Annotated in this window: 14 protein-coding genes; 7 read left to right on the top strand and 7 right to left on the bottom strand. The window is 70.5% G+C overall.

The features are described from left to right. Nucleotides 1–3 precede the first annotated feature (3 nt). Both ABZ374_RS29915 and ABZ374_RS29910 read right to left on the bottom strand, forming a co-directional pair. Nucleotides 4–531: a helix-turn-helix domain-containing protein gene (locus ABZ374_RS29915; protein WP_360316725.1), complete on the bottom strand. Its 528-nt coding sequence runs from the start codon at nt 529–531 to the stop codon at nt 4–6. Between the two features lie 603 nt (nt 532–1,134). After that, nucleotides 1,135–1,824 carry a haloacid dehalogenase-like hydrolase gene (locus tag ABZ374_RS29910; protein ID WP_360316722.1) on the bottom strand — a complete coding sequence of 230 codons (690 nt, stop codon included), beginning with the start codon at nt 1,822–1,824 and terminating at the stop codon, nt 1,135–1,137. 98 nt (nt 1,825–1,922) lie between these two features. On the opposite strand from ABZ374_RS29910, the gene ABZ374_RS29905 reads away from it, so the two are divergent. The 3 genes from ABZ374_RS29905 (at nt 1,923) to ABZ374_RS29895 (ending at nt 4,305) form a co-directional block, all read left to right on the top strand. Beyond that, on the top strand, nt 1,923–3,134 hold the full coding sequence (locus ABZ374_RS29905; RefSeq protein WP_360316719.1) for a helix-turn-helix transcriptional regulator: 1,212 nt from the start codon (nt 1,923–1,925) through the stop codon (nt 3,132–3,134). A 93-nt stretch (nt 3,135–3,227) separates the two neighbouring features. Next, a complete protein-coding gene (locus tag ABZ374_RS29900) occupies nt 3,228–3,731 on the top strand; it encodes a hypothetical protein (protein ID WP_360316716.1) in 504 nt (167 codons plus the stop codon). Between the two features lie 265 nt (nt 3,732–3,996). Beyond that, complete coding sequence (locus tag ABZ374_RS29895; protein ID WP_360316713.1) at nt 3,997–4,305, top strand: hypothetical protein; 309 nt, start codon at nt 3,997–3,999, stop codon at nt 4,303–4,305. A 789-nt stretch (nt 4,306–5,094) separates the two neighbouring features. On the opposite strand, the gene hpnH is transcribed toward ABZ374_RS29895, so the two are convergent. Next, nucleotides 5,095–6,099, bottom strand: a complete 1,005-nt coding sequence (hpnH, locus tag ABZ374_RS29890) for an adenosyl-hopene transferase HpnH (protein WP_360316710.1) — start codon at nt 6,097–6,099, stop codon at nt 5,095–5,097. 138 nt (nt 6,100–6,237) lie between these two features. Between hpnH and ABZ374_RS29885 the strand changes: the two genes are divergently transcribed. Further along, complete coding sequence (locus tag ABZ374_RS29885; protein WP_360316707.1) at nt 6,238–6,846, top strand: TetR/AcrR family transcriptional regulator; 609 nt, start codon at nt 6,238–6,240, stop codon at nt 6,844–6,846. A gap of 39 nt (nt 6,847–6,885) precedes the next feature. Here ABZ374_RS29885 and ABZ374_RS29880 read toward each other — a convergent pair whose 3' ends face one another. The 4 genes from ABZ374_RS29880 to ABZ374_RS29865 are packed head-to-tail and all read right to left on the bottom strand — an operon-like array spanning nt 6,886 to nt 11,296. After that, nucleotides 6,886–8,358, bottom strand: a complete 1,473-nt coding sequence (locus ABZ374_RS29880; RefSeq protein WP_360316704.1) for a penicillin-binding transpeptidase domain-containing protein — start codon at nt 8,356–8,358, stop codon at nt 6,886–6,888. Beyond that, nucleotides 8,355–9,737 carry an FtsW/RodA/SpoVE family cell cycle protein gene (locus tag ABZ374_RS29875; protein WP_360316702.1) on the bottom strand — a complete coding sequence of 461 codons (1,383 nt, stop codon included), beginning with the start codon at nt 9,735–9,737 and terminating at the stop codon, nt 8,355–8,357. Before ABZ374_RS29875 ends, ABZ374_RS29880 begins: the two co-directional genes overlap by 4 nt. Nucleotides 9,738–9,791: 54 nt before the next feature. Further along, on the bottom strand, nt 9,792–10,574 hold the full coding sequence (locus ABZ374_RS29870) for an ABC transporter permease (protein ID WP_360316699.1): 783 nt from the start codon (nt 10,572–10,574) through the stop codon (nt 9,792–9,794). Continuing rightward, entirely contained in the window at nt 10,571–11,296 is a 726-nt protein-coding gene (locus ABZ374_RS29865) for an ABC transporter ATP-binding protein (protein ID WP_360316696.1), read from the bottom strand. The genes ABZ374_RS29870 and ABZ374_RS29865 overlap by 4 nt, the downstream gene beginning before the upstream one ends. Nucleotides 11,297–11,455: 159 nt before the next feature. Here ABZ374_RS29865 and ABZ374_RS29860 point away from each other — a divergent pair, with 159 nt between their 5' ends. The 3 genes from ABZ374_RS29860 to ABZ374_RS29850 all read left to right on the top strand — a co-directional run bounded on the left by ABZ374_RS29860 (nt 11,456) and on the right by ABZ374_RS29850 (nt 15,695). After that, nucleotides 11,456–12,709: a histidine kinase gene (locus ABZ374_RS29860; protein WP_360316694.1), complete on the top strand. Its 1,254-nt coding sequence runs from the start codon at nt 11,456–11,458 to the stop codon at nt 12,707–12,709. Next, the gene (locus ABZ374_RS29855; protein WP_360316691.1) at nt 12,706–13,356 is read left to right on the top strand and encodes a response regulator transcription factor; all 651 of its coding nucleotides are present in this window, start codon (nt 12,706–12,708) and stop codon (nt 13,354–13,356) included. Before ABZ374_RS29860 ends, ABZ374_RS29855 begins: the two co-directional genes overlap by 4 nt. A gap of 218 nt (nt 13,357–13,574) precedes the next feature. Further along, the gene (locus tag ABZ374_RS29850) at nt 13,575–15,695 is read left to right on the top strand and encodes a hypothetical protein (protein ID WP_360316689.1); all 2,121 of its coding nucleotides are present in this window, start codon (nt 13,575–13,577) and stop codon (nt 15,693–15,695) included. Nucleotides 15,696–16,201: the final 506 nt, after the last annotated feature.

Here is a 16,201-nt window from a genome sequence, read left to right as displayed (position 1 = left end):
GGTTCAGAGGGCGGCGATGGCGGCGCGGATGCCGCTGTAGATGGCGTCCCACACGTCCTCGCGGGTGGCGACGCGGGACTCGGTGATCCCGAAGCGGCAGTGGAGCTTGCCGTCGGCGGCGTCGAACCAGACCTTGTCGATGGAGCCGAGGATCTTGTACGCCTGGGAGTTCGAGATGCGCTCGCCCTGGTAGGAGGCGGAGGCGATGTTGCCGGTGTTGTAGCGGCCGGTCTCCAGGCCCGCGTAGGTGGCCCAGTCGTTGAGGTAGACGCGGTCCTTGCCGGCCTTGGTCCAGCGGCTGCCGCCGATGGCGACCATGTTCTCGACGCTGAAGACCACCGGCTTGGGCGCGGCGGGCTTGGCGCGGCGGATGCCGAGGGCGACGCGGTGGGCGAGGCTGGCGGCGTCGATGGCCCAGCGGCGGCCGATCTTGCGGGCGGCGACGGCTCCGAAGCGGCACCAGTGGCGGACCGTCGCGAGGGTGACGCGGGCCTGGTCTGCGGCTTCGGCGGTGGTGAGGTCGGTGTTCATGGTGGCCGTTCCTTCCGGCTGGGTCTGGGAGGGCTCCCTGACCTCATGACCGCAACACTAGCGGTCCTAAATTAGGACCGCAACGGGTTCGGGTGGATCGCATCAGGCATTCATCCGAACGAGTGAAGATCCAACTCACGTCCACAGCCCCCGAGTTGCCCACAGGCCGGTTCGACCGGCCCGCTCCCGTCCCTCCACCCGCCACGCTCTCCCCACGGGCCACCCGGCCCACCTGGGAGGCGTCATGTGGGACGTGGTGGCCGCGCTGATCAGCGCGGCGGGCTCGGTGGTGTCGGTGCTGGCCGCTCGCCCTACTCGGAGCGGGCCTCCCGCGCCCGGTGAAGTGCGACGGCGGCGCCCCGCACCTCGGCCTGGAGCCGGTCCCTACTCACTCACCAGGCGGAGTGGGCGGTGACCGCTGCGTGGGCGGCGCTCTGCCGGGCCTGGGCTGCGTCGGACGTGGGGGTGTCGCGCATCTCGACACTGTACGAGGCCGGTCCGACAAGTCCGCCGAGCGATGTGGACCGACGGTCGCCGTGCCCGTGGATGGGGTCGCCCCAGGCGTAGGGATCGCGGGCCATGGCCTGAGGTGGCGGAGTGCCGCTACCGACAGACGAGTTCGACCAGGGCTGCGGTTTCGGAGAGATCCGCAAAGACGTGGTCCGCGCCACTCAGGGCATCCCTACCGCTTGCTCCCGTGGCGACGGCGATTACCCGGGCGCCGCCTTCTCGACCCGCGTCCACGTCCGCCGGTGTGTCTCCGATGATCACGGTGTTGGTCTCGTCGAACAAGATGCCGTAGCGCTGTCCCGCGAGTTCGCGGGCGGCACGTACCAGCTCGGGCCGCGCGGTGTGGTCGTCGCCGTAGGCCCCGAGCGCGAAATCGATGCGCTCGTCCAACCCGAACACCTCCAACTTGACGTGACTGACGGCGCGCGGATTGCCGCTCACCACGGTCTGCACGACGCCTTCCTGCTCGTCCAAGGCGGCGAGAGCGGAGGCGGCGCCCGGTAGGGCGTGGCCGCGCTCGCGCATTTCGGCAGCCCGCCCCCGGTAGCCGTCGGCCAGGGCGTTCGCGAAGTCGGCGAAGTCGAACGAGTCCGGGGCGAGGCCGTGGAGGCGAGCGGTGTCGGCGAAGATCACCTGTTCGGTGCGCCCGTGCACACTCGCCTGCTCGCGCATGGACACGCCGGTGACCTTATGGAAGGCGTCGGCGAACACCTCGCGGCCGACGCCTCCGGTGTCGATCAGGGTGTGGTCGATGTCCCACAGGACGAGACGATGGCGGGGCATGGTCACTCTCCGGGTGTGTATCGGTCCGTCCGGCCAGCGTCGCATGGTCTGCCCGCCTACCGTGGAGCCAAGCCCGAATACGTGAAGCGAGGATCGGAATGAGCCCTGCGAGCGACATCCCCATCGGGGAACGCGTGCGCTTCTACCGGACACGACGCGGTAGGACACAGGCGGCCGTCGCGGGCCTCGCTGGCATCGCAGAGGACTACCTCTCACAGATCGAACGCGGCCTGAAAACCCCGACGATCGCCGTTCTCCACACCCTGGCCAAGGAGTTGGCCGTCCCGACCTCCGCGCTCCTCGGAGAACCGCAACAGGCCCAGGAGGATCGAGTCCGCAGCGGGCTGGACGAGGTGGAGAAGGCGCTGATGGGCCTCCGTCCCTTATCGGCCGACTCGTTGCCCGACCTACCCGCCCTACGGGACCGTGTCGAAACCGCATGGCGCACCTACCAATCCTCCCCGACTCGGTTCTCCGACACCGGCCTTCTCCTGCCACCGCTGATCGCCGACGTCGACAACGCGCTGCGCACACGGAAGGCCCCGGGCGAGACACGCCAGCGCCGCGACGCACACCGCATCGCCGCCGACCTCTACGCCCTGCTCCGGACCTACTGCAAACGGACCGGCCGCATGGACCTGTCCCTGCTGGCCGCCGATCGGGCTCGACGCTCGGCGCAGGAGGCCGACGATCCCCTGCGCATGGCAACATCGGACTGGAACCTCGGACACGTCCTCCTCGCGGACGGCGAACCCGAGGGAGCCGAACTCGTGGCCCGCCGCGCCGCGGCCGAACTCGGGGACTGGCAGACGTCCCCCGACCTGGCCGCACTCTACGGATCCCTGCACCTGGTCGTCGCGGTCGCGCTGACCCGGCGCCGCCGCTGGTGGGAAGCTCGCAGCGTTCTGCGTGAGCACGCTGCCCCCGCCGCCCGGATCACCGGTGACGGCAACGTGCAATGGACCGTGTTCGGGCCGGCGAACGTCCTGATGCACGAGGTCTCCATCGAGATGGAGGCGGGCCAAACGGGGGCCGCACTGCGCATCGCCCAGGGCGTGGACCCCTACGCGATGCCCTCGATCGAACGCCAGGCGACCCACCTTCTCGAACTGACCCGCTGCTACGAACAACGACGGGAGGACCCTGCCGTGCTCCTGCACCTGAAGGAAGCCGAGCGTGTGGCGCCCGAGGACGTGCACAACAGCCTCCTGGTGCGGGAGCTGGTGCGAGGGCTGCGGCAACGGGCGCGGCCCTCCTACTCGCGGGAGGTCGCCGCGCTCGCGGCGCGCATGGGCATGCTCGCGAACTGACCGAGCTGCGGGGCTGCCCGAACCCACAGCTCGGGTAGCCCCCCTCGTTCCTACCTATGGTGCCTTCGTCGGTTGTCGATCGAAGGAGCCGAAGTGGAAGACGAGCAGGTCACCGAGTGGTTCGACCGGGTCGGTACCTCTCCCGGTGTCGGAGGCATCGCCAGCCAGCTCCACGGACCACGAGTTCGAGTCGTCTGCGTCGGGCCCCTGTTCGACGTCGTCGTGGTCGGAGCGGACCTCGGGCGAGAAGCATGTTCGCTCCTCAAGGCCGCCGACGACCTCGGCCCCGTCGTGGGCACCGAGTTGGGCAGGCTGTCGTTCCTCGTCGAGCCTCGCAACAGTGAGCGGTGGCACAGCCTCATGGCCGAATCCGGCCTCGCGGACATCGCGCCGACACGGTTCCTGTCCACGGGGACGTACATGTGGCTGCCCACCCCACAGCCGCCATCCGCCCCCGAGCAACCGATCGCCTGGTGGGTCGAGCATCCCCGGATGATCCACGGCGACGTTCGCCTCACGGACGGGGCGCGCCTGTGCGCAGCCATCGGGATGGCCGTGCACACGCTTGCGGCCGGCGCACTGCCCGAAGGAAGTTGACCTTCCCGCTCCGCCCGGCCCCAGGCTGCCGGCGGGCCGGTATCCGCCGAAGGACAGCCATGCACGCACCGACTGGTCCTCCGTGGGCGGTCGGCGAATGGGTACGGCACTGCTCCCTCACCCACCGCCGCGGTCCCGTCCTCCACGCCCTCCACACCGACGAGGGCTGGCTGATCACCTACGAAGTAGCCGGTCCGCAACGCCCCTACACGATCGCCGACCCGGCAACCGACCTGACGACGACGAGCCCACCTGCGGAGAGCCCATGGCCCAGCCCCAACCCGACTGGAAACTGCTCGACTACGAGTACGACCCCGGACTGTTGAGAGCACGGTACGAGCTGCCGGACGGAAGCTGGGAGTTCCAGACGTTCGCCGTCCCGGAACACACCCTTCCCGCGCTGGTCGCCGCACTCCTGGCGCACGCCGATCAGAACGAACGCACGGACATCCTGCGCGATGAGGTCGCCCGCAACGACGAGATCATGTCCAAGCGGTACGCGGCGATGCCGGGGAACGTGAACCCGCCGTCCTGGTTGCCGGCGTTCATGCGCGGGGGCAACACGCTGCGATAGCCCTCAAATTCCGGATGCACAGTCGGGTTTCGTGCCGAATGGGATGCTCCCAAAAATCCGAGGATGTCCCGACACGCAACCCATCGAGCGGAGTCCAACCCGCCGGTAGAACCCCCTCCTGTGGGTCGTCGCCGGTAGAACGGTTGGGTTCCTTTCCGGCGGGATCACGACCCGACCCGGCCGGAGAAAGTTCCGGAGGTTGTCCCCCCGAGCGCGTCGAGGCGGTTCCGCACAGGATTGCCGCCCTCCCGGGGCCGCCTCGACGCACCCGCGTCCGACCGCACATCAGCGGCCGGGCGCGGGCTTTTTTGTTCCGTTCAGATCGGGAGAATCCTGGGAGATTTTTGGGAGACGACCAGGGTGGTCGGATCCCCCGTGGATCGGGTGTCGATCACCATCCGATTTGATGCGCCGACGTCCAGGAGCGTTCCTCACCAGGCGATTCGCCCGTCGGAGGCTTGTTCACCTGCACCTTCGCGGGAGGTTCCTTCGAGTGCCCGGTTGCCGGTGAGGGGTGACCGGGCTTCCCAATCGATTGTTGCGGAAGCACGAACCGCATTCCCGACGGTGCATGCCGGACGAGTTGCTCGTTGTCGCGCACGCTCGTCTCGAACTCCGTCACGGCGAACGATCAGGCCGCTCGCCATCCGAGCACCGCGTTTTCGATGCGATCCCACAGACGATCGGGCCGGACCGGGCGGCGACCCGGCCGTCGGGGTGTGGGACTCCGGTGTGTCCGCGTCGGCGCGGCGGGGTCGACGGGGGTGGGCCGTCGACCCCGGGGTGGGATCAGCCGGCGACGACCGCGCGGAGGCTCTCCTTGAGGGAGCCCATGGTGGCCAGGACGGCGGTGGGTTCGTAGCCGCAGTGCGCCATGCAGTTGTCGCAGCGCGGGTCCTTGCCGCGACCGTAGTTCTCCCACTCGGTGTCGGTGAGCAACTCCTTGTAGCTCTGCACGTAGCCGTCGCCCATCAGGTAGCAGGGCTGCTGCCAGCCGAGCAACGAGTAGGACGGGATGGCCCACGGCGTGCACTCGAAGTCGCGCTTGCCCTCCAGGAAGTCCAGGAAGAGCGCGGAGTGGTTGAGCCGCCACTTCTTGCGGTTGCCGCCGGCGAACGCCGACGCGAACAACTTCCGGGTCTGCTCGACGCCCAGGAAGCGGTTCTGCACCGGGGCCTTCTCGTAGGCGTAGGCCGGGGAGATCTGGATCCGGTCGACCTTGAGGTCGTCGTTGAGGAAGTTCAGCACGTCCACGATGCTCTCGGGGGAGTCCGTGTTGAAGAACGTGCTGTTCGTGTAGACCTGGAACCCGGCGGCCTTGGCCATCTTGACCGCGGCCACCGCCTCGTCGAAGACGCCTTCCTTGTCCACCGCCTGGTCGTGCTTCTCGCGCAGGCCGTCGATGTGCACCATCCACGCGAAGTTCTTGTTCGGCTTGAACTTGTGCAGGTGCTTGGGCAGCAGCACGGCGTTGGTGCAGATGATCACGAACTTCTTGCGCTTGAGCAGTTCCTCGACGATCAGGTCGATCTGCTTGTGCATCAACGGCTCGCCGCCGGCCAGCGACACCATCGGCGCGCCGCACTCCTCGACGGCCGCGACGGCCTGCTCGACCGACATGCGCTTGCGTAGGACGTCGTGCGGCTGCTGGATCTTGCCGCACCCGCCGCACTTGAGGTTGCAGGCGAACAGCGGCTCGACCTCCACGATCATCGCGAACTTGTCGACCCGCTTGATCTTCTGCTTGACCAGGTGAGTGCCGATTTTCACAGCCAGGTTCAGCGGCAGGCCCATGCCCTCGCGTCCTCTCTATCCCCGAACCCGGGGGCGTCGGCGTCCGCTGAACCTCGACTCGGCGTGGCGTCGTTGCCCGGGTGTGCCCGATGATGACAACATCTTCAACATACAGGCTGTACGTCACGTGGGGGTTGTATGGCGGTCACGCGTCGGGCACAACATGTCGCGGACACCCGTGCGGCCCTGTTGGCCGCCGCGCGTGAGCTGTTCGCGACGCAGGGTTATGCACAGACCGGCACCGAGGAGATCGTGGCCGGCGCCCGGGTGACCCGGGGTGCGCTGTACCACCACTTCAAGGACAAAGCCGATCTGTTTCGCGCGGTCATGGAGACCGTCGCGGCGGAGGCGGCCGAGACGCTGGTCGCCCACGAGATGCGTCATGCCCAGGAGCACCCCAGCGAACCATGGGATCAACTGCGGCACGGATTCCAGTCGTTCCTGGACGTGTGCACGACCGGGGACTTCCAGCGGATCGTGCTGGTCGACGGGCCGGCGGTGCTCGGGCCCGGGTCGTGGGACGCGCTCGTGGACGAGCACGGCCACGGGTTGTTGGCCGCGTGGTTGCGGCAGGCGATGGACAACGGCGAGATCGACGAGTTGCCGGTGCCGCCGCTGGCCCGGCTGTTGGCGTCGCTGATCTCGGAGGCGAGCATGTACACCGCACGGGCCGCGGACCCGGCGAACGCCCGGCGCGAGGTGGGCCAAGTGATCGACCGGGTGCTGGCCGGGCTGCGCAAGAGCTGACGCGGCGCGGGAGCCGGCGCGGCGCGTCAGGCGGCGGTGTCATCGGGCGGCCAGCACGGCGGACATCACGGCCTTGGCGATCGGGGCGGCGAGGCCGCCGCCGGTGATGTCGGCGCGGTCGGCCGAGCCGTCCTCGACCACCACGGCGACCGCCACGGCGGGTTTGGCGGCGGCGTCGGCCTTCGCGTAGGCGATGAACCAGGCGTAGGGCACGGCCCGGTTGTTCTCGCCGTGCTGCGCGGTGCCGGTCTTGCCGCCGACGACGGCGCCGTCGATGCGCCCGTTGCCCCCGGTGCCGGTGGTGACCACGTCCTCCATCATCTTCTGCAGTCGGCGCGCCACCGGCGGAGCGACCGCCCGGGCCAGGGCTTCCCGGTCGGTGGTGTGCACGATGCTGCCGTTGCCGCGGGTGAGCCGCTCGACCAGGTACGGCCGCATCACCTCGCCGTCGTTGGCGACACCCGCCGCGACCATCGCCATCTGCAGCGGGGTGGCCCGGGTGTCGAACTGGCCGATCGAGGACAGCGCGGTCTGCGGGCGATCCGGATTCCGCGGGAACACGCTCTCGGTGACCGCGACCGGGATCCGCAACTTCGGGTCGTCGAAGCCGAACGCCCTGGCCTGCCGACGCATCACCTCGGCGCCCATGTCGACCCCGAGCTTGGCGAACACGGTGTTGCAGGACATCGCCAGCGCGTAACGCAGCGACGCGTCGCGGCAACCGGAGACCTCGTTGCCCAGTCGGGTGCGCGACTCGGGCAGCGGATAGGGATCGGGCGAGGTGGTCGGCTCGTCCGGATCGGCGACCGTGCCGGAGGCGAGCGCCGCGGCGGCGGTGACCACCTTGAAGGTCGAGCCCGGGGGATAGGTCTCGCGCAGCGCACGATTGAGCATCGGCCGGTCGGGGTCGGTGTCCAGCGCCGTCCATGCGGTCCGGGTCGCCTTGTTGGCACCGGCCAGCCGGCCCGGGTCGTAGGACGGCGTGCTCACCAGGGCCAGGATCGCGCCGGTGGTGGGGTCGAGCGCGGCCACCGCGCCCTTGTTGCCGGTGCTCGCGAGACCGGCGAACGCGGCCTGTTGGGCGGCGGGCAGGATTGTGGTGGCGACGTTGCCGGCGGGGCTGCGCCGGCGGGTGATCGCGGTGATCACCGGCCAGGCGCCCAGGCGCGGATCGGTGCCCGCGAGGAGGTCGTCCTCGACGCCTTCGAGCAGGGTGGCGCCGTAGAGCTGGGACGCGTAGCCGGTGACCGGGGCGTAGAGCGGGCCGTCGGTGTAGTTGCGGCCGTAGGCCAGGTCGGAGGTGCCGGCGGTGTGTGGCGAACCGGTGATCGGCCGCCCGGCGACCAGGATGTCGCCGCGCTCCTGCTGGTAACGCACGATCTGTGGGCGGCGATTGCCCGCCATGTGGTCGTAGGCGTCGGCCTCGTGCGCCATCAGCCAGGTGGCATTGCCGAGCAGTGCCAGGAGCAGCAGCAGACAGAAACCGGCGGCTCGCCGAGCGGTGACGATCACGCGGGCACCTCCTCGTCCTCGGGCAACAGGCTCGGCTCCTCGATCGGCGCGGGCGGCCGGCGGCCGCGGTCGCTGACCTTCATCAGCAGGGCGATCAGGGCCCAGTTGGTGACCACGGACGAGCCGCCCTGGGCAAGGAAGGGCATGGTCATGCCGGTAAGCGGAATCAACGCGGTCACCCCACCGGCGACCACGAACACCTGGATGGCCAGCACGGCGGAAAGCCCGTAGGCGAGCAGCGAGCCGAACGGGTCCGGCGCGGTCAGGCCGGCCCGGAAGCCGCGGGCGACCAGGAGGGCGTAGAGCACGAACAGCGCGGCGATGCCGGTCAGTCCGAGCTCCTCGCCGACGGTGGCCAGGACGAAGTCGCTCTTGGCGGCGAAGCCGACCAGGATCGAATGCCCCAGGCCGAGGCCGGCACCGAGCAGGCCACCGGCGGCGAAGCAGAACAGCGACTGGGCCAGTTGGCCCGCGCCGAGCCCGGCGTGGATGCTCGCGAACGGATCCAGCCAGTTCTGCACCCGGCTGTGCACGTGGGGTTCGGCGGAGCCGACCACGAACGCACCGAGGGCGATCAGGATCAGGCCGACCAGGATCCAGCCGATCCGGGCGGTCGCGACATAGAGCATCACCACGAACGCGCCGAAGTAGAGCAGAGACGTGCCCAGATCGCGCTCCAGGACCAGGATGCCGACCGAAGCCAGCCACACCGCGACGACCGGGCCGAGGTCGCGGCCGCGCGGCAGGTTCACACCGCAGAACCGGCGGCCGATCATCATCAGCGTCTCGCGTGTGGTGGCGAGGTAGGACGCGAAGAACACGACCAGGACGATCTTGGCGAACTCGCCGGGTTGCAGCGAGAAGGGGCCGAGCCGGATCCACACCTTGGCGCCGTTGATCGCCGGGAAGAAGACCGGAACGATCATCAGGAACAGGGCCACGGCCGCCGCGAGATATGCGTACTTGCCCAGGGCGCGGTGATCGCGCACGGCGATCATCACCACCGCGAACAGGATCACCCCGATGGCCGACCACATCAGTTGCGACGGCGCGGCCTGCACCTTCGGTGTCTCCAGGTCGAGTCGGTAGATCAGGACCAACCCCAAGCCGTTGAGCAGCGCGGCGATGGGCAGCAGCACCGGGTCGGCGTACGGTGCGAAGCGACGCACCAGGATGTGTGCGACCAGCACGAGAAAACCGAGCCCGAGGCCGTATTTCGCGGTATCCGGCGGGATCGAGCCGTCCATGGCCAGACCGACGTTCGCATAGGCGAAGACGGGGACCAGGACCGCGAAGACGAGCAGCAGGAGTTCGGTGTTGCGCCGGGTGGGCGGCAGGGGTTCCCCTGCCGCCGTTTCGCGCCGCCGCCATCTGGACATGCGCTCTGGAATGCCCACAAGTGACCCTGGGTAACCGGAGGGGCGCACCTGGTGTCAGGCGTCGCGCCGGCGCACCACGATCATCGCGAGGGCCGCGGCGACGATCGCCCAGCCGGCCATCACCGCCAAGCCCGTCCACGGATCGAGTTCGTTGGCGTTGAAGTCCCGCAGCCGCATGATGCGTTGCCCGGCCCGGTCCGGCAGGAACCTGGCCACCTTGCGCACCCCCGGTATCGCGGTGAGCGCGGTGGTGCCCAGCAGGACCAGCGGCATCAACACCCCCAGCGACGCCATCGGCGTGCGCAGCACGAAGGTGACGCCGGCACAGATCACCGCCAACAGCAGCAGGTAGGCCACCTGACCGAAGGCCGTGCGCCAGGTCTCCGCGGCGGTCAGCGAGATGTCGCCCTCGGGCAGGAACACCCGGGCCGACAGCGTGCAGGCCAGACTCGAGACGACGCCGGTGGCCAGCGCCACCGCGGTGATCACGGTCAACTTCGCGGCGGCGAACACGCGGCGATCGGGCACCGCCGCGAGCGAGGCGTGGATGGTGCCGCTGCCGTACTCGCCGGCGACGACCAGCACCGCGAAGGCCACCATGGCCAGGTGGCCGATGTTGATGCCGTAGTGCACGAGAGTGAAGGGGTCGTATTCCGCGCCGTCCTCGCGACGTTGGCCCTCGGCGACGAACGCGTCGACCAGTATGCCGATGCCCGCCGTCAGCGCCACCACGACCACCGGCAGCCATCGGGTCGAGGGCACCGAGCGGAGCTTGGTCCATTCGGCATGAAGCGCGGCCGGGAACGCACCGCCGACCTGTGTCGTTGCCGTGCTCACGCGCGGCCACCTCCCACGAACTGCTCGTGTCCGGCGGTCAGCCGGAGATAGACGTCTTCCAACGACTCGCCCTCGCCGACGAACTCGGCCAGCGAGGTGTCGGCCAACAACCGACCGGCGGCGATCACCACGAGATGATCGGCCGTCAGCGCCATCTCGCTCATGAGGTGGCTGGACAGGAACACCGTGCGCCCCTCGCCGGCCAACGACCGGATCAGGTCGCGGATCCACCGGATGCCCTCCGGGTCGAGGCCGTTGACCGGCTCGTCGAAGATCAGCACCCCCGGATCGCCCAACAACGCGGCGGCGATGCCCAGCCGTTGGCGCATCCCGAGCGAGTAGGTGCCGGCCCGACGCCGGGCCGCGTCGGTCAGACCGACCCGGTCGAGCACCTCGTCCACCCGGGAGTCCGCTATGCGGTTGGACCGCGCGAGGTAGAGCAGATGGTCGCGGCCCCGGCGGCGCCGATGCACGGCTCCCGCGTCGAGCAGCGCTCCCACATGGCGCAGCGGCTCGCGCAACTCGCCGTAGACCCGGCCGCCGATCGTCGCGGCACCGGCCGTGGGGCGGTCCAGGCCGAGCACCATCCGCATGGTGGTCGACTTGCCCGAGCCGTTGGGACCCAGGAAGCCCGTCACCGTGCCGGCGGCGACCTCGAAGTCGAGGTCGTCCACCGCGAGGACGTCGCCATAACGCTTCGTCAGGTTGCGGATGCGGATCATCTGCTGTGCTCCCTCGGCTGCTTCGGAGTGGGCGCCGCCCGGTTGCTGCGGTGCCTCAAGACTGCGATTCCGGGGCCCCGCGCCGGATCCCCCAACCGTGGGGACGCTCTCCCCCGGCCGGGGGAGGTCGTGCTCGCGGCGACCCGGCAGGATGGCCGCATGTCCCGGATCGCGCCGCTTCGCCCATCGCTCACCCACCTCGTCCGGCCGCTCGTCGCGCCGACGACGTACACGCGGGCCTTCCACCTGTTCACGGCGCTGGCCCTGGGCGTCGCGGTCGCACTGGTGTACCCCGGCCTGGAGGGGGACAGCGGCGCCGCCGACGGCCTGGCGCTGCTGGTCGCCCCGATTCCGATCCTGGTCGCGTTCGGGCTGCTCGCCGAGGCGCGCCGGTTCGAGGGGTTCCTGGCCAGGTTGCTGCTGCGTCCCGGCGACGAGAGCGACATCGTGGTCACCCGGTCCCAGGGCTGGGCGGATCGGTGGCGCACCGCACTGTGGCTGGTGCTGCGGGTCGACCTGGCCTGGCTCGGTCTGGCGCCCACCGGCCACGCGGTGTTCACGGGGGTCGCGATGATCGTGGCGCCGGGCACGGACGGCGGCATGGAGTTCGGCGGGCTCACCTTCGCGGGCGGTGCCGGGCACTGGTGGCTGATCCCGCTCGGCCTGCTGCTCATCGTCGGGGCGCTCTACTACCTGGCCGGCGTGGGTTGGCTGCTCACCCGGCTCGGCACCCGACTGCTCGGACCGTCCGCGAACGAACGCCTCGCGACAGCCGAGCGGCGGACCGAGCAACTGCTCGAACACAATCGACTCGCCCGTGAATTGCACGACTCGATCGGTCACGCCCTGTCGGTGACGGTGCTTCAGGCCGGCGCCGCCCGGCAATTGCTCGACAGCGACCCCGGCTTCGCGAACCGGGCGCTCGAAGCGATCGAGGAGACCGGCCGGCAGGCCCTGGAAGACCTGGAACGCATGTTGTTGTTGTTGCGTGACGCACCGGAGCCCGCCGCGCCTCGACCCGGCCTGCCCGAGCTCAAGCTCCTGATCGACGGCACGCGCGGCGCGGGAGCCCCGGTCGAACTGCGGGTATCGGGCGCCCTCGACGCGGTGCCGGCGGTGATCTCCAGGGAGGGCTACCGGATCGTGCAGGAGTCGCTCACCAACGTGCTGCGGCACGCGGGCCCCGTGCCGGTCGACGTCACCGTCACGGTGGACGACCACGACGTCGAGCTGCTCGTGCTGAGCAGCGCGCCCGCGGCGGTAGGGGAGCGGCGGGTGGTCGGCGCCGGCAGCGGCAGCGGTCTGCGCGGCATACGCGAGCGGGCCGCGTTGCTCGGCGGCGAGGCCACCGCCGGTGTGCACGAGGACTATTGGCGGGTGCATGTGCGCCTACCTCTACGGTGGGCGTCGTGACGATCAGGATCCTGCTGGTGGACGACGACGAACTGGTCCGGGCGGGTCTGCGGGCCATCCTGGGCGCGCAGCCCGACTTGGAGGTCGTGGGCGAGGCCGACGACGGCGCGGGCGTGCTCTCGCTGGTGCGCTCGCTGCGCCCGGATGTGGTCGCGATGGACGTGCGGATGCCGCGGGTGGACGGGATCCAGGCCACCCGGGACCTGCTCGCCCATCTCGACCAGCCGCCCAAGATCCTGATCATCACCACCTTCGAGAACGACGAATACGTCTACGAGGCGCTCCGGGTGGGAGCGCACGGCTTCCTGCTCAAACGGGCCCGCCCTGCCGAGATCACCGGAGCGGTACGGGCCCTGGCCACCGGAGACTCCCTGGTGTTCCCGGCCAAGCTGCGGGCGTTGGTCGAGCGCCACGGGAAGGCGGCCGGCGGCGACGCGGTGGCCCGGGCCAATCTCACCGACCGGGAGGCCGATGTGCTGCGGGCGATGGCCCGGGGGCTGAACAACGCCGAGATCGCCGCCGAACTGTTCCTGGGCACCGAGACGGTGAAGAGCCATGTGAGCGCGCTGCTGGGCAAGTTGGGGGCCCGCGACCGCACCCAGGCGGTGATCGCCGCCTACCAGTCGGGTTTCGTCGGACCGGGCTGACCGTCGGATCGGCCGAGTTCGAAGGTCGAGTCCGCAGGCCGGATCGACACGATCGCCGGCACCGCCGGACGGTGCGACCGGCGTGAGCACATGGCAACACAAAAATAGATGTTCGTATTAGGTGTGACCCCTCCCGACGGTGCTCGTTGGCCATCATGCGCACGGGCCCCGTACCGATTCGCGGGCGCCGACCCGGGCGCGGCGAGAGGGGATCCCACATGCGACACGGTGGCGACGAGAGCACACCCGACCCGGCGGCCCGAGCCGGTTCGAACGGCCCCGACGCGGGGGCCGATCGAAGCGATCGGAACGAGCGGAGTGTCCGGCGGCGGGCGCGGCGGGCCCGGGCCGATCTCGTCGACCTGTGCCGACGCCGGCTGGAGCAGGGGGCGGTGCGCCGCACCGAGGCCCTGGTGGTCGGGCGCTACCCCGAACTCGTGCGGTTGGCCTACCTGATCCTGCCGCCTGCGATGGAGCGACACCGGCGGGTACTGGCCGCGCACGCCCTGGTCCAGGACGCACTGCCCGGCCGGCTGCGCGATCGCGGACGCCGCCCCGGCGTCGTGGAGATGAGCGAAGCCGATCTCGTCCGGCTGCACGTCGTGCGTGGTGCGCTGCGCCCGAACCGATCCGGCCGGCATCGGGTGTTGCTGCCGCAGGTCTGGGGTCTGCGGCTGTTCCCGCCGACCGGCGACGCGGACGAGCCGGCGATCGAGCAGGCGCTCGGCCGGTTGTCCGGCCCGGCCCGCGCGTTTCTCGTCCTGCGTGTGCTGGACGGCCTGGACCCCGTCGAGGCGGGCGAATTCCTGCTCGCCGCCGGCGTCGAGGACGTCCTGGCCGCCGAGACCGAGGCGGATGCCGGCGGACCCGCGCTCCGCCCGGCCGGGCATCCGGACGGGCCCGGCTTAACCCCCGACGTGCTGCGCGCCGACCCGTTCGACCCGTGCACCCTTCGGGCCACCCCGTCGGACCTGCTGCGCCGTCGGCGCCGTCGGCACCTCGCGCTGGGCGTCCTGGCCTCGGCCACCGCCATTGCCACGATCGCCTGGTACACGATGAGCGGGAGCGAACCCTCGACCGGCGACGGCGGCCGGGCCGACCGGGCCACGTCCGCCGCACGGGTGGTCGGTGGTCCGCCGCGATCGATTCCGGCCGGTGCCTGGGTCGGCACGACCCGACTGGACTTCGACGTGTGGTCCACCCGAGGAGCCCGGGCCGGCGACGAGGCGTTGACCCGACGGGCGATGCGGGCCTGGGCCGACCCCGACGACGGCACCGCGGTCACGCTCGGCCGGGGCACCGCCGTCGGTCCGCCGACGGGCGTCCCGCGTGTGCTGTACGCGGGCGACGTCGCGGGGGCGACCGTCGTGCTCCTCGCCGACGGCACGCGCCTGGCCCGCTATACCGACGACCACGGCAGGCGCACCCTCGACGTCGCCGCGGCCGACGACTCGGACGAGCGCTCCGCCTCGGCCGTGGTGCTTCGCCGCGATCCGGCCGGGGTTCGCATGTTGCTCGCGCCCTGGGTGGACGAGGCCGCGGTGCGGGACCTGCGGCGGCCCGAGGACAAGAGCAGGCCGCTCGCGATCACCGGCGGCGTCACGGCTCCGATGCCCGACCCGGGTACGGCCGGGAAGGGCTGCGTCACCGTGCCGGTGCTCGAACTGCTGGCCAGGCGCGCCGCCGACAACCATCCCTACCTGCTCGCGGATCTGGGCGAACTGTCCGCGACTCACCTGACGTACATGCCGCCGCCGGAGTACGCCCACACCGGGCGGCCGTCCGAGGCGGCGTCGAGCGAACGTGCACTCGGCGTGTGGTCGCGGACCGCGTGCGCACTGGAGACGTTGCGTGGCCGGGGGCTGCGGCTGGTCAACAACTGGGAGTTCGCGCACTTCGACCTGCCCGAGGCGGCCGGGGAGGCGATGTGGTCGTGCCTGCACGCGTTCGACCGCAGGGGTGGTGGCGACGTGGTGGTCCAGTTCCTGCCGCCGGGGGCGAGTGCGACGGGCGCGCAGACGGTGAACCGGCTTGTTGATTCGCCTGCGTGCAGTCGTTCCGGCAACGACATCGTCACTTCGACGTGGTGGCGCTCGCGGACGGGCGCCTGGTATTTGGTCGCGGCGGGGACGCGGGATGTGGTGAGGGTGGTGGTGTCGGGGGTGGTTTCCGGGGTTGGGGAGGGGCGGCAGGTGGTGGTCAAGGGGGCGGGTGGGGGGCTTTCGGTGGGGTCGGTGGGGTCGGTGGGTTCTGCAGGTCCGGCAGGTCCGGCAGGTCCGGCGGTTCCGACGGTGGTGGGGAACTTGCGGAACGGGGGGACGGTTCGGGGGCTTGGGTAGGGGGTGGGTTGTGGGTGGGGTGGGCGGGGTGGAGTTGCGAGCCGAATTCGGTGGTCGGGCGTGGTTGTGAGTGCGGCGAGCCGGTGGACTGCGGTCGCAGGTCGGGCCCGACATCCGGGCTTGGTTGCGAGCGGAGTGAGTCGAGAGACCTGAGGCGCGAGCCGAATCGGACATATGGGGCTTGCTTGCGAGCGGAGCGAGTCGAGAAGCCCGAGGCGTGAGCCGGACTCCACAGCTGGGCCGGGACGCGAGCGCAGCGAGCACGGTGGCCCCGGTCGTGAGCGGAACCGGCGGGACGGCCCGGGTCGCGAGCGTAGCGAGCGGGTGGGCGGCTTTCGGCGATGCAACGCTGCTTCTTGTCGGGCGCCTTCGGCGCCGGCTCGCGAGGGGCCACTTTTTTGTTCCGTCGCAGGCTCCTCCACAAAAAAGTGGCCCCTCGCTCGTGACTTCGTGTCCCTTCGCTTCGCTCCGGGCCACGAAGTCAACGTTTTGCGGCTCCGCCGCTC

This window comes from Embleya sp. NPDC005971, assembly GCF_040629175.1.
In the GTDB taxonomy this organism is placed as follows: domain Bacteria; phylum Actinomycetota; class Actinomycetes; order Streptomycetales; family Streptomycetaceae; genus Embleya.
This window is presented reverse-complemented; position numbering and strand designations above follow the sequence as displayed.

Excerpts from the sequence above, each read along its gene's own strand:
- ABZ374_RS29915 (WP_360316725.1), bottom strand. The coding sequence starts at position 531 with ATGAACACCGACCTCACCACCGCCGAAGCCGCAGACCAGGCCCGCGTC.
- ABZ374_RS29910 (WP_360316722.1), bottom strand. The coding sequence starts at position 1,824 with ATGCCCCGCCATCGTCTCGTCCTGTGGGACATCGACCACACCCTGATC.
- ABZ374_RS29905 (WP_360316719.1), top strand. The coding sequence starts at position 1,923 with ATGAGCCCTGCGAGCGACATCCCCATCGGGGAACGCGTGCGCTTCTAC.
- ABZ374_RS29895 (WP_360316713.1), top strand. The coding sequence starts at position 3,997 with ATGGCCCAGCCCCAACCCGACTGGAAACTGCTCGACTACGAGTACGAC.
- hpnH (WP_360316710.1), bottom strand. The coding sequence starts at position 6,099 with ATGGGCCTGCCGCTGAACCTGGCTGTGAAAATCGGCACTCACCTGGTC.
- ABZ374_RS29885 (WP_360316707.1), top strand. The coding sequence starts at position 6,238 with ATGGCGGTCACGCGTCGGGCACAACATGTCGCGGACACCCGTGCGGCC.
- ABZ374_RS29875 (WP_360316702.1), bottom strand. The coding sequence starts at position 9,737 with ATGTCCAGATGGCGGCGGCGCGAAACGGCGGCAGGGGAACCCCTGCCG.
- ABZ374_RS29865 (WP_360316696.1), bottom strand. The coding sequence starts at position 11,296 with ATGATCCGCATCCGCAACCTGACGAAGCGTTATGGCGACGTCCTCGCG.
- ABZ374_RS29860 (WP_360316694.1), top strand. The coding sequence starts at position 11,456 with ATGTCCCGGATCGCGCCGCTTCGCCCATCGCTCACCCACCTCGTCCGG.
- ABZ374_RS29850 (WP_360316689.1), top strand. The coding sequence starts at position 13,575 with ATGCGACACGGTGGCGACGAGAGCACACCCGACCCGGCGGCCCGAGCC.